The organism is Streptomyces sp. NPDC049954, from assembly GCF_040656295.1.
Classification (GTDB): domain Bacteria; phylum Actinomycetota; class Actinomycetes; order Streptomycetales; family Streptomycetaceae; genus Streptomyces.
Genome location: NZ_JBFALS010000008.1, coordinates 231697 through 244458 on the forward strand (window position 1 = coordinate 231697; position 12762 = coordinate 244458).

Genomic DNA, 12762 nt, shown 5'->3' on the forward strand with positions numbered 1-12762 from the left:
GCGGCTCCGGCTCCCGTACCGGCCCGCTCCAGCCGTGGTGGCTCGCCGCCCCGAACCGTTCGCGTACGTCGAGGAGAACCGTCATGACCGCGCCCACGACCGCAGCCGGGGACGTGCGCCCGCCTGCCCGCCGCCGCCCCGCCTTCCACATCCTGCGGGTCGCCGATGTCGAGCACCTTTGCGACGACGCGGTGTCCGTGTCCTTCGAGATCCCCACGGAACTCGAAGCGGACTACGCGCACCGGCCCGGTCAGTCGCTCACGCTGCGCCGCGAGGTGGACGGCCGGGACGAGCGTCGTTCGTACTCGATCTGCTCCCCGGCCGGCAGCACCCCGAGGATCGGTGTGCGTGAGGTGTCCGGCGGGCTGTTCTCCTCCTGGCTGGTGCACGAGGTACGGCCCGGCGACGAGATCGAGGTCATGGCACCGACCGGCGTCTTCACCCCCGATCTGGCTACCGCCGGGCACCACGTCCTGATCGCGGCGGGCTCCGGCATCACGCCGATGCTGTCGATCGCCGGTTCGGTCCTGGCCGCCGACGACTCCTCGCGGGTCACGCTGTTCTACGGCAACCGGCGCACCGGCACGGTGATGTTCGCCGACGAGCTGGCCGACCTGAAGGACAGGTACCCGAGCCGTTTCGAGCTGGGCCACGTCCTGTCCCGGGAGCCGCGTGAGGCCGCGATGTTCTCGGGCCGTCTCGACGCCGACCGGCTGGGCGCTCTCATCAGCGCCCTCGTGGACGTCGAGGCCGCCGACCACTGGTGGCTGTGCGGACCGCACGGCATGGTCACCGACGCGCAGCGGGTCCTCTCGCGCCTCGGGGTGCCCGAGGCCCGCGTCCACCAGGAGCTGTTCTTCGCGGACGGCGAGCCGGTCACCCCCGCCCGCCACGAGGACGGCCCCCACGGCGGCGAGGCGGGCCCGACGAGTCAGGTCACCATCACGCTCGACGGCCGTTCCACCACCTCCGCCCTGCCCCGTGACCGCACGGTGCTGGACGGCGCGCAGAAGGCCCGCTCCGATCTCCCCTTCGCGTGCAAGGGCGGGGTGTGCGGCACCTGCCGGGCGCTCGTCACGCGGGGCGAGGCGGACATGCGCCGCAACTTCGCGCTGGAGAAGGGCGAGATCGAGGCCGGGTACGTCCTGACCTGCCAGACCTTCCCGGTCTCCGACACCCTCACCGTGGACTACGACAGCTGAGTGCGGCAGCGGACGGCCGAGCGGCTGCCGGGCCCGCCCTCCCGCAGTACGGTGGACGGGTCGGGGGTCCGACGTGCGCGGCTGCCCGTGGCCGTACCGCCCCCGCCGTACCGACACACCGGGTGAGCGTGTTCCCGGGGGGAGCCCGGTCGGGTTGGGGGTTTCCTGATGACTGCACTGATCGTCGTACTGGTGGTCGTGGTCCTGCTCGTCCTCTTCGTCCTCGCGCTGAGTGTGCGCAACGTGCAGCAGTACGAGAAGGGAGTGGTGTTCCGCTTCGGCCGGCTGCTGCCGCACATCCGGGAGCCGGGGCTGCGGCTGATCTGGCCCGTGGCGGACCGCATGCAGAAGGTGTCGATCCAGACCGAGGTGCTCGGTGTGCCGCCCCAGGGCGCGATCACCCGCGACAACGTGACGGTCACGGTCGACGCCGTCGTGTACTTCCGGGTCCTCGACCCGGTGAAGGCGCTCGTCAACGTGACCGACTACCCGGGCGCCGTCTCGCAGATCGCGCAGACCTCGCTGCGGTCGGTCATCGGCCGCGCCGACCTCGACACGCTGCTCGCGGACCGGGACCAGATCAACTCCGAGCTGAAGACCGTGATGGACGCGCCGACCGAGGGTCCGTGGGGGGTGCGGATCGAGCGGGTGGAGATCAAGGACATCGCGCTGCCCGGCGACATGATGCGTTCGATGTCGAAGCAGGCGGAGGCGGAACGTGAACGGCGGGCCCGGGTCATCGCGGCCGACGGCGAGTTCCAGGCCTCGCGCAAGCTGACGGACGCCGCCGGCACGATGGCCGACACGCCGGGCGCGCTGCAACTGCGGCTGCTGCAGACCGTGGTGGACGTCGCCGCCGAGAAGAACAGCACGCTCGTCATGCCGTTCCCCGTCGAGCTCCTCCGCTTCTTCCAGGGCGGCAAGGACCTCAGCTCCGACAAGGGCGGTGACGTCGGGCGCCCGGACGCCCGGATCACCGACGGCCCGGCCGCCGAGCCGCGCAGGACCCCGGGCGGCTCCTCGCCCGCGCGCCCCTCCCGCGGCGCCGGGGCCCGTCGCCCGGCCGCTCCCGCCGCGCACTGTGCACCGGCGCTGGACGGCCGCGTCGACGACCAACTGGCCGCCACCCGCACCCGCGCCGAGGTGGCCAGGCTGCGCCGCGACACCTGGCCCGAGCCGCTGGCGGGCTCGTTGAGCACCGAGGAGGAACGTCCGGTACGGGCCTGAGCCCCACACCGCCCCCGTTTCCCACCGCCCTCCGCGTATCCGCCCCGACCGGTCCGCCGTGCGCTGTCCCGCACGACGGACGCGGCCGGGGCGGATTCGTGCGAAAGGTCCGCCAGGCCCGGGTGGCCGCTCATGCTACGAGAGGCGCGCACCCATCCGCGGCGCCGACGGCACCGGATCACCTGCGGGCGCCGCGGCGTCCGGGGGCTGCGCGGGGTACGCGGTCCGGGTGGTGCCGTCGGCACCCGGCCAAGGGAGCAGAGGGAGACGTATGAGGTCGACGACAGTGGACGGCGGCGCGGTGGCCGACACCTCGCCGGGGGCGCGGGCGCTCGTGCTGGCGCGGGAGCCGGCGGGGGCGCGGCATGTCGCGCTGCTGCTGCACGGCGGGCGGTCGGAGGGCCGTCAGGCGGCACGGCCCTGGCAGCTCGCCGCCCTGCGCATGCGGCCGTTCGCGAGCGCGCTGTCCCGCGTACTGCCGACCGGTTCCACGGTCCTGGGGACGGTGCGCTACCGCTACCGGGGCTGGAACGGCGGGGCCGCGGACGCGCTCGGCGACACGGTGGCGGCCCTCGACGAGCTGGAGCGTCGTACCGGCGGTCTGCCGGTCGTGCTGCTCGGTCACTCGATGGGCGGCCGGGCGGCCCTGCGGGCGGCGGCGCATCCTTCGGTGCGCGCGGTGGTGGCGCTCGCGCCGTGGTGCCCCGAGGGCGAGCCGGTCGAGCAGTTGACGGGCACCGGACTGGTCGTCCTGCACGGCGACCACGACCGCGTCACCTCGGCGCGCGCCTCGTGGGCCCTCCTGAGGCGGGCCGAGGAGGCGGGTGCCCGCACCGCCGGGGTGTGCGTGGCGGGCGGGGAGCACACGATGCTGCGCCGGGCCCCGGTGTGGCAGCGCACGGCGGCCGGGGCGGTGGCGGGGCTCCTGGAGGTCGGCCCGTACCCGGCCGCCGTGACGCAGGGGTTCGCGAGCGAAGGGCCGGTGACGGTCTGAGGGAGGCGCCCGGGGAAGAGGCCCGGGGGCGGACGGCGTCGGCCCCCGGCCTTCTTGACAGGCCAGGACGGCGGCTGTTGGATCGTGGGCATGAGGATGCGAGTGGTTCTGACGCGGCGTCGCCACGTCGATCTCGCGTTCGTCTCCAGCGCCACCTGTCGCGCCACGCACCGCTTTTGCCGCGCCGTCGGCATCCGCTGACCCACCGCCCGCCGCCGCCCCGGTAACTCTCGGGACCGGCCAGGGCCCCGGGCCGACGGTGCCCGCACGCGCTCCCCTCCCGGCCGCTTCGGAAGCCGCCCGCCTCGCGGGGCGGCTGTCCGCGCCGTGAGCACACCGTGCCCCGCTGCGCTTGCGCCCTCGCTCCCTCCCCCGTCGATCCCCCTCCCGCGCTCCCGCGCTCTCGAACGGAGTCACCTCCCGTGAGTCTGACCTTCCACTGGTTCCTGCCCACCAACGGCGACAGTCGCGATGTCGTGGGCGGAGGGCACGGCACCCCCGTCACGGCGGCGGGCCGCGACCGGCCGCCCACGGTCGCCTATCTCAGCCAGATCGCCCGCGCCGCCGAGCAGGTCGGCTTCGCCGGCGCGCTCACCCCGACCGGCGCGTGGTGCGAGGACGCGTGGCTGACCACGGCGATGGTGAGCCAGAACACCGAACGTCTCAAGTTCCTCGTGGCCTTCCGTCCGGGGTCGGTCTCCCCCACCCTCGCCGCGCAGATGGCCTCGACCTACCAGCGGCAGTCCGGCGGCCGCTTGCTACTCAACGTGGTGACGGGCGGGGAGAGCCGGGAGCAACGCGCGTTCGGCGACTTCCTCGACAAGGACGCGCGCTACGCCCGTACCGGCGAGTTCCTGCACATCGTGCGGGAGTTGTGGCGCGGGGGCACGGTGAACCACCTCGGTGAGCACCTCCGGGTGGAGGAGGCGCGGCTGAACCGTCTGCCCGACCCGGTGCCGGAGGTCTACTTCGGCGGCTCCTCCCCCGCCGCGGTCTCGGTGGCCGCCCGCTACAGCGACGTGTACCTGACCTGGGGCGAGCCGCCGGCCGATGTGGCGCTCAAGATCGACCGGGTCAGGGAACTGGCCGCGCGCGAGGGCCGTTCGGTGCGCTTCGGCATCCGTCTGCACGTCATCAGCCGGGACCGGTCCGAGCAGGCGTGGGCGGAGGCACGACGCCTGCTGGAGGGCTTCGACCCCCGACTGGTCGCGGACATCCAGCAGGGCCTCGGGCAGAGCGAGTCGGAGGGGCAGCGGCGGATGCTCGCGCTGCACGGCGGGCGGCAGGACGCCCTGGAGATCCACCCGAACCTGTGGGCGGGCATCGGTCTCGTCCGCGGTGGGGCGGGTACGGCGCTGGTCGGCTCCCACGAGGAGGTCGCCGACCTGATCGAGGAGTACCACGCGCTGGGCATCGAGGAGTTCGTGCTCTCCGGGTATCCGCATCTGGAGGAGGCGTACTGGTTCGGCGAGGGGGTGCTGCCGGTCCTGGCCGGGCGCGGGCTGTGGCGGCACCCGTTCCCCGGTCCGGGCACGCACGACGCCGTACCGGAACCCGCCCTGGGGGTGCCCGCCGCGCGCAGGGGCTGAGGGGCCCGCCCCTCAGCCCCTGCGCGCGGCGCGCACGGTCCGGCCGGGGCAGTGGACGGCGCGGCAGGGCGGCGGCTCGTGTCGGGTGTGAGGGGGAGGGCCCCGGCCGGGCCCGCGCGGACTCACGGTGAGCCGTCCGGACGCTCCGCGGGCCGGGTTCCCCGGTCCCGCGAGGTCGCCCCGACGGACGCGCGAGGCCCGGTCACGCCATGCTGGTGGGGGTTTCGTGACCACCCCTGAACGGGGGAATACGCCCGCCGCGCCGGGAGGTTGAGCCGGTACGTGCCTTCCCTGGCCGGGAGCCCGCGCACGCGGCCCGAGGCGGTCCGGGCGGGGCGCGTGAACCGTACGGAGAGCACTGAGCAGAGGAGTCGTTCATGGACGTCGGCCGCTTCGGCATCTGGGACCACCACTTGGCCCGCGCCCCGCGGACGGAGGCCGTCGAGGCGGTCGCCGAGCTGGAGGAGCTGGGCTTCGGGACGGTGTGGCTGGGCGGTAACAGCTCGGTCGAGTCCGCCGTCCCGCTGGTGCGCGGCACTTCCCGGATCACCGTGGCCAACGGCATCCTGAGCATCTGGGAGCACGAGGCGCACGACGTCGCCCGGGAGCGCGCCGAGCTGGAGGCCACCCACCCCGGCCGCTATCTGCTCGGGCTCGGCGTGAGCCACTCGGCCCTCGCGGAGAGCTACCACAAGCCGTACTCCGCGATGGTCGCCTACCTCGACGCGCTGGACGCCGCCGAGGTCCCGGTGCCGCCGGGCTCCCGGGTACTCGCCGCGCTCGGCCCGAAGATGCTCCGGCTGGCCGGCTCGCGGTCCCGTGGCGCGCACCCCTACCTGGTGACGGCCGGGCACACGGCCGAGGCCCGCGAGGCGCTCGGCCCGGACGCCCTGCTGGCCCCTGAGGTCAAGGTGGTGCTGAGCGAGGACGCCGAACAGGCCCGGGCGATCGGCCGCGGCGTGCTGGAGATGTACCTGAAGCTGCCGAACTACACAGACAACTGGCTGCGTCTCGGCTTCACGGAGGAGGACTTCCGGGCGGGCGGCAGCGATCGGCTGGTCGACGCGACAGTCGTGTGGGGCAGTCCGGAGACGGTGCGGGCGCGGCTGGCCGAGTTCCACGAGGCGGGCGCCGACCACGTCGCCGTACAGCTGCTCGACGGCAACCCCGAGAAGCTGCCGCGCGACGGCTGGCGCGAACTGGCGGGGGTCCTCGGGCTGGGCTGAGCCCCCTGCCGGTGCCCGACCGCGCCCCGCCCCGCGGGCCCCGGGCCCCGCGTCACCCGTTCGGCCCACCCCGGTGGGGTGCGGCCGGGCGCGCGGGGGAGATCGGCCCGAGGCTGGGAGGGACCGTCCGCCGTTCCGGGGCCCGGCGCGCGTCTCCCCCTCGGAGGCGTGCGCTCGTGGTCGCCGGGCGTGGTCCACTGCGGACCGGGCACCCGGACCGGGTCCGGCCGAACGCCGCCGGGACGGTCCGGACCCTAGGGAGCAGCGATGCGCGCACTGACCTGGCAGGGCAAGCGGGACGTACGGGTCGAGACCGTGCCCGACGCCCGGATCGAACAGCCCGACGACATCGTCGTCCGGGTCACCTCGACCGGGATCTGCGGCTCGGACCTGCACCTGTACGAACTGTTCGGTCCGTTCATCGACCCCGGGGACATCCTCGGCCACGAGGCCATGGGCGTGGTCGAGGAGGTTGGCCCGGCCGTGCGCTCCCTCTCCCCCGGGGACCGGGTCGTCGTCCCGTTCAACGTGTCGTGCGGGAAGTGCTTCATGTGCTCCCAGGGCCTGCACTCGCAGTGCGAGACCACCCAGGTCAGGGACCAGGGCATGGGCGCCTCGCTGTTCGGCTACACGAAGCTGTACGGGCAGGTGCCGGGCGGTCAGGCCGAGTTCCTGCGGGTGCCCTTCGGCGACCAGCTGCCGGTCAAGGTGCCGGACGGCCCGCCCGACGACCGCTTCGTGTACCTCTCCGACGTCCTGCCGACCGCCTGGCAGGCCGTCGAGTACGCGTCGGTGCCGCCCGGCGGTTCCGTCACGGTGCTGGGGCTCGGCCCGATCGGCGACATGGCCACGCGCATCGCCCAGCAGCGGGGCGCGGGCCTGGTCATCGGGGTGGACCTGGTCCCCGAACGACTGTCCAGGGCCGCGGCGCACGGCGTGAAGTGCCTCGACGTGCGGCGGCACGGCAAGGACCTCGGGGACGCGATCAGGGAACTGACGGAGGGCCGCGGCACCGACGCGGTGATCGACGCCGTCGGCATGGAGGCGCACGGGGCGCCGGTCGCGAAGGCCGCGCACTGGGCGGTCGGCCTCCTGCCGGACGCGGTGGCCGAACCCCTGATGCAGCGCGCGGGCGTGGACCGCCTCAGCGCGCTGTACGCGGCGATCGACCTGGTGCGTCGCGGTGGGACGATCTCCCTCTCCGGGGTGTACGGCGGTGCCGCCGACCCCATGCCCCTGCTCCAGATGTTCGACAAGCAGCTTCAGTTGCGCATGGGGCAGGCCAACGTGTGGCGCTGGGTCGAGGACATCCTGCCGCTGCTCACCGACGAGGACCCGCTCGGGGTGGACACCTTCGCCACGCACCACCTCCCCCTGGAGGCGGCCCCGAAGGCGTACGCGACCTTCCAGGCCAAGGAGGACGGCATGATCAAGACCCTCCTGCGGCCGTGACGACCGTCCCTCCCCCGCCCTCATTCCGCTCGACCGACCCCCGCCCCGAGAGGTGTTCATGACCCGCGCCGCCCTGTTCGACGTCGACGGCACTCTCGTCGACACCAACCACCTCCATGTGACCGCGTGGTGGGAGGCCTTCCGGCAGGCCGGGCACCGGGTGCCCATGACGGCTGTGCACCAGGCGCTCGGCCTCGGCTCGACCGACCTGATCGCCCATGTGCTCGGCGCGGACCGCGACACCGGGCAGGACGCGGACATCAGCGCCGGCCACAAGGCGCTGTACGGCACGTACTTCGAGCGCCTGGACGCGTTCGAGGACGCGGCCGGGCTGTTGCGCACGCTGCACGGCGCCGGATGGTCCGTCGTGCTCGCCACCTCGGCGGGCGGACCGGAACTCGGCGCACTGCTGCGCGCGATCGGGGCCGACGAGGCGATCGAGGACACCGCGAGCGCCGACGACGTCGAGGAGGGCAAGCCCGCTGCGGAGCCCGTCCGGCACGCCCTGGAACTGGCCGGGGCCGAGGCCGCGGACAGCGTCTTCGTGGGGGACTCGGTGTGGGACATGCGCGCCGCGCGCGCGGCGGGCGTCACCCCGATCGGTCTGCTGTCCGGCGGCATCGCGCGCGCCGACCTGGTGGCGGCCGGGGCCGCGGAGATCTACGCGGACCCGGCTCAGTTGCTGGCCCGGCTCGGGAAGAGCGCCTTCGCCGGCGGCGCGTGACCAGAGGCCGTACGAGCGGACGCTCCCCGGACAAAGAGCCGGGGAGCGTCCGCTCGTAGGGCTTCCGCGGGCGGCTCAGGCGCTCGTCGTCGGTCCGGGGCGGCGCTGGTTTCCGGGGCCGACCGCGCGGTCGTTGAGTTTACTGCCCCAGGTCCTGAGCTTCCTGGCCACCGGGTGCGCGGGCTCGCCCGCCTGGTGTCCCTGCCGCAGACCGCCGGGGCCGGACGCCTCGGGCAGGGCCTTCGCCACCAGCGTCGTGAGCTTCGTCGTCAGCGCGGGCGCGAGGCCGTGTGCGAGGCCGGCGGCCCGGGCCATCGGGGTGAGGACGAGCCGGGTGCGCCGGTGGCCCACGGCGCGCACGACGCGGGCGGCGGCGCGCCGTGCGTCCATCGACACGACGGGCGCCCCGGCGAGCGCGCTGAACCAGCCGAACTCGCGGTCCGCGTCGCCGCCGAACTCGGCCTGGAGGTGCGAGCCGGTGCGCATGAGCCCGGGGTGGACGGCGGTCACGCTCACGCCGGGGCCCGCCTCCGCGTGCAGCCCCTCGGCGAGGGAGCCCACGGCGGCCTTCGCGCAGGAGTACGGCAGCAGGTGCGGGACGGCGAGCAGGCCGCCCACCGATCCGATCAGGGCGAGCCGGCCGCCCGCCGGGCTCTGCCGCAGATACGGCAGCGCCTCCAGCGACGTGTGCAGGGCCCCTTCGAAGATCGTGCCCATCGCGTCCTGGAACTGCTCGGCGGCGACGGCCGCGAGCGGGGCCACCTGGATGACGCCGGCGTTGGCGATCACCACGTCGAGACCGCAGGCCTCGTGCGTGGTGCGCATGAGTTCCCGCACGGTCGCACGCTCCCGCACGTCGCACACCGCGACCCGGATCGTGGCGGAGGTGCGCTCGCGCAGCAGTTCGGCGGCGCGCTCCAGTTCGTCCCGGTCGCGCGCGGCGATGGTGACGGTGGCGGCTCCCTGGGCGGCGAGTTGTTCCGCGAGCAGCAGCCCGAGCCCGCGGGAGCCACCGGTGACGAGGGCGGAGAGGTCGTCGAGAGGGCGCGTACGGGAGCCGGGGCGTGTCATGGGTGAGCCTCCTGGTCGGGTACGTTCCGGGTTCCACCCTGGCAGGAAGCCATGCGCGCCGCCTGCCGGGGCCGGGCGTTCAGGGGGCGAGCACGAGGGCGAGTTCGTCGAGGGAGCCGAGGGTGAGGTCGGGCCCCCTGCCGGGTCGCGGTGCCTCGGCGTGGGTGCGCGGGAGCAGTGCGGTGCGGTAGCCGTGGGCGGCGGCGCCTCGCAGGTCCCAGGGGTGGGCGGACACGAACAGGGTGCGCCGCGGGTCGAGTCCGAGCAGGCCGGTGGGCAGGCGGTAGGCGGCGGGCGCGGGTTTGAAGGTGTGCGCGAGTTCGGTGGAGAGCACCGCGTGCCAGCACAGCCCGCCGCGTGCCGAGATCTCGGCGATCCGGGCGAGGTCCGCGTTGGACAGCGCGGTGACGAGGACCCGGGCCGCGAGGACCCCGAGCTGCTCCGGCACCTCGGGCCACGGGGTGAGACGGCCGCCCGCGTGGCCGAGCCGGTCGAGGGCCGCGTCGGGCAGCTCCAGCCCGTGGGCGGCGAGGGCCCCGGGCAGCAGCTCGCGCCGCAGGCGCGTCTCCGGGGCCCAGTCGCGGCGGCCGTCGGCGACCGCGGAGAACTCCTCGTGGCAGCGTGCCCTCCAGTGGTCCGCCACCGACTGCGCCGGTCCCTCGTCCAGGCCGTGCGCGGCGAAGGCCTCGCACATCTCGCGGCGCAGGCTGCCCACCTCGTCGACCAGGGTCCCGACGACGTCGAAGACGAGCGCCTCGATCCTTCCCAGGGAGCCGACGCCGACCACCGGGTCCTCGACCGGGCTCGCCCCCGTGTCCGTACCCGTACGCATGTGTGGTCTCCTCGTCGTCGGCCGGTCTCGGAGGCCAGACGATGCCCGCGCCGGCGCGGCCGGACAGGCAGGCGGGCGGCGGGCCGCCACGGGTTCACCCGAAAGCGGCCGCCGCCCGCGTGCCCGTCACACCGGTCGCTCTAGGAGAACGTGTCGACGCCGGTCAGTTCGGCCGAGAGGGCCCACAGCCGGGCGGCCTCCTTCGGGTCGCCGGCGTACGTTCGTACGCCGGTGCGGCCCTCCCCGGCGGGCCGTGCGATGTCGCAGTCCTCCAGGTAGACGCCGCCCGCGTCGGCCAGGCGCGGGGAGGTCGCGGCCCACACGGAGGTCGCGGCGCCCTGCTCGGGGGTCTTGAAGGCGTCGTTGATCTGGTTGCCGTCCTCGTCGATCCAGCCGAGGGCGACCATCTCCTCCTTCGGGAGGTGGCGCTGGAGCGGAGTGAGGATGCCGCCGGGGTGCAGCGAGAAGGCGCGCACCCCCGCGTCCTTGCCGAGCGCGTCGAGGTGGACGGCGAACAGCGCGTTGGCGGTCTTCGCCTGGCCGTACGCCTTCCACTTGTCGTAGCCCTGCTCGAACTGGATGTCGTCCCAGCGGATCGGCGAATTGTGGTGACCGACCGAGGAGACCGAGACGACCCGGGCACCGCCGTCGCGCACGAGGGCGGGCCGCAGCCGGTTCACCAGCGCGTAGTGGCCCAGGTGGTTGGTCGCGAACTGCGCCTCCCAGCCGGGGCCGACGCGGGTCTCGGGGGCGGCCATGATCGCCGCGTTGTCGATGAGGAGGTCGACGGAGCGGTCGGAGGCCAGGAAGCGGTCGGCGAACTCCTCGACGCTGTCGAGGTCGCCCAGGTCGAGAGCGTCCACCTCGGTGTTCTCGATGCCGGCGAGGTTCTCCCGGGCCACCTCGGGGCGCCGGGCGGGGACGACGACGTGGGCGCCGGCCCCGGCCAGCGCACGGACGGTCTCCAGGCCGAGGCCCGAGTAGCCGCCCGTGACGATCGCCAGCTTTCCGCCGAGGTCGATTCCCTCGACGACTTCGCGGGCGGTACTGCGGGCGCCGAAGCCGGAGCCGATGGGGTGCTGTGTGGTGGTCATGCCCCGACGCTACGAGTTGGAGCACGCTCCAAGTCAAGGCCGCCGCGCGTCGGGCCCCCCTCGGGGCAGCCGTTCCCCTGGCGACGGCGGCACGGATCGCGGCGGCACGGGCCGGCCCGGCGGGCGGTCCGGGCGCGCGGCGGCCGCGGGGCGAGGACTGCCGTCCCGCGGTGAGCCGCCGACGCCGCCCGGTCGCCCGGGAACTGCGGGGGCTTCGGGCGGTCGGGGTGACCGTCCCTCCCGGCAGTCACCGGGGCGCGGGCTTACTCCGGGACCATGTTGAAGGTGTCCGGGTCCGGTCCGGTGCGCTCGTCGCGGTTGAGGGCGCTGATCTCCGCGAGGTCTCCCTCGCTCAGCTCGAAGCCGAAGAGGTCGAAGTTCTCCTCGACGCGCGAGCGCGTCACCGACTTCGGGAAGACGATGTCGCCCCGCTGGAGGTGCCAGCGCAGGGTCACCTGGGCCGGGGTCTTCCCGAGCCGTTCGGCGATGCTCACGATGACCGGGTCGCCCAGGACCTTGCCCTGTGCGATCGGGGACCACGCCTCGGTGGCGATGCCGTGCTCCGCGTCGAAGGCGCGCACCGTCTCCTGGGTGAGGTACGGGTGCACCTCGATCTGGTTGACGGCGGGCACGACGTCGGTGTTCTCCAGCAGCCGGCGCAGGTGGTGCGGCTGGAAGTTGGAGACGCCGACGGCCTTGGCGCGGCCGGAGCGGTAGATCTCCTCCATCGCCTTCCAGGTCTCCACGAAGTCGCCCACGGCGGGCAGCGGCCAGTGGATCAGGAACAGGTCGAGGTAGCCGATGTCCAGGTCCTCCAGCGACTGCTCGAAGGCCGCGAGGGCGTCGTCGTGGGCGTGGAACCCGTTGTTCAGCTTGCTGGTGACGAACAGCTCGGAGCGGTCGACGCCGGACTCCCTGACGGCCTGGCCCACCTCCTTCTCGTTGCCGTACATCTCGGCGGTGTCGATGTGCCGGTAGCCGGTCTCCAGGGCTGCCAGGGTCGCGTCCCTGGTCTTCTCCGGCGGGATCTGGAACACCCCGAAGCCGAGCTGGGGGATCTCCACGCCGTTGTTCAGGGTGATGCTCGGTACTGCGGACACGTGCCTCTCCTCGGGTTGTCGGCCGGGCGGGCGGAGGCCGGATCGGGGCGCCGTCCGGGGGGCGCGGCCCTCCCGCCGTGCAGGGGGCATGTCCCCGTCCCCTCGGCCGAAAAACATCCTTTGTACAGCTTTGCCGCGTTTTTCCCACTTGGCCAGCCGGCAGTGGGCCGGTTTCCGGCGGGTGCGCGGTGCGGTTCCCGGATCGACGCGAGCGCCCCCGGACTCTCTCCTTCCCGCGCCCCGCGTCACCA

The 12762-nt window shown here is 74.1% G+C and carries 11 protein-coding genes; 7 read left to right on the top strand and 4 right to left on the bottom strand.

Annotated features, from left to right (window positions below):
* The first annotated feature begins 83 nt into the window (after positions 1–83).
* From paaE to AB0J21_RS20510, 7 genes are all read left to right on the top strand, one after another.
* Positions 84–1202 carry a 1,2-phenylacetyl-CoA epoxidase subunit PaaE gene (gene paaE, locus AB0J21_RS20480; RefSeq protein ID WP_363147442.1) on the top strand — a complete coding sequence of 373 codons (1119 nt, stop codon included), beginning with the start codon at positions 84–86 and terminating at the stop codon, positions 1200–1202.
* Positions 1203–1370: 168 nt separating this feature from the next.
* Positions 1371–2429, top strand: coding sequence for a slipin family protein (locus AB0J21_RS20485; RefSeq protein ID WP_363147443.1), 1059 nt, complete (start codon positions 1371–1373; stop codon positions 2427–2429).
* A 271-nt stretch (positions 2430–2700) separates the two neighbouring features.
* Complete coding sequence (locus AB0J21_RS20490) at positions 2701–3423, top strand: alpha/beta fold hydrolase (RefSeq protein WP_363147444.1); 723 nt, start codon at positions 2701–2703, stop codon at positions 3421–3423.
* 422 nt (positions 3424–3845) lie between these two features.
* On the top strand, positions 3846–5012 hold the full coding sequence (locus AB0J21_RS20495) for an LLM class flavin-dependent oxidoreductase (RefSeq protein WP_363147445.1): 1167 nt from the start codon (positions 3846–3848) through the stop codon (positions 5010–5012).
* 377 nt (positions 5013–5389) lie between these two features.
* The gene (locus AB0J21_RS20500) at positions 5390–6238 is read left to right on the top strand and encodes an LLM class F420-dependent oxidoreductase (RefSeq protein ID WP_363147446.1); all 849 of its coding nucleotides are present in this window, start codon (positions 5390–5392) and stop codon (positions 6236–6238) included.
* Between the two features lie 267 nt (positions 6239–6505).
* Positions 6506–7690 (top strand): alcohol dehydrogenase catalytic domain-containing protein, encoded by a 1185-nt coding sequence (locus AB0J21_RS20505; protein ID WP_363147447.1) that lies wholly within the window; start codon positions 6506–6508, stop codon positions 7688–7690.
* Between the two features lie 58 nt (positions 7691–7748).
* The gene (locus AB0J21_RS20510) at positions 7749–8414 is read left to right on the top strand and encodes an HAD family hydrolase (protein ID WP_363147448.1); all 666 of its coding nucleotides are present in this window, start codon (positions 7749–7751) and stop codon (positions 8412–8414) included.
* 75 nt (positions 8415–8489) lie between these two features.
* Here AB0J21_RS20510 and AB0J21_RS20515 read toward each other — a convergent pair whose 3' ends face one another.
* From AB0J21_RS20515 to AB0J21_RS20530, 4 genes are all read right to left on the bottom strand, one after another.
* Positions 8490–9485 carry an SDR family oxidoreductase gene (locus tag AB0J21_RS20515; protein WP_363147449.1) on the bottom strand — a complete coding sequence of 332 codons (996 nt, stop codon included), beginning with the start codon at positions 9483–9485 and terminating at the stop codon, positions 8490–8492.
* Between the two features lie 79 nt (positions 9486–9564).
* Positions 9565–10317 carry a haloacid dehalogenase type II gene (locus tag AB0J21_RS20520; RefSeq protein ID WP_363147450.1) on the bottom strand — a complete coding sequence of 251 codons (753 nt, stop codon included), beginning with the start codon at positions 10315–10317 and terminating at the stop codon, positions 9565–9567.
* Between the two features lie 140 nt (positions 10318–10457).
* The gene (locus tag AB0J21_RS20525) at positions 10458–11411 is read right to left on the bottom strand and encodes an SDR family NAD(P)-dependent oxidoreductase (RefSeq protein ID WP_363147451.1); all 954 of its coding nucleotides are present in this window, start codon (positions 11409–11411) and stop codon (positions 10458–10460) included.
* 263 nt (positions 11412–11674) lie between these two features.
* On the bottom strand, positions 11675–12511 hold the full coding sequence (locus AB0J21_RS20530) for an aldo/keto reductase (protein WP_363147452.1): 837 nt from the start codon (positions 12509–12511) through the stop codon (positions 11675–11677).
* Positions 12512–12762 lie beyond the last annotated feature (251 nt).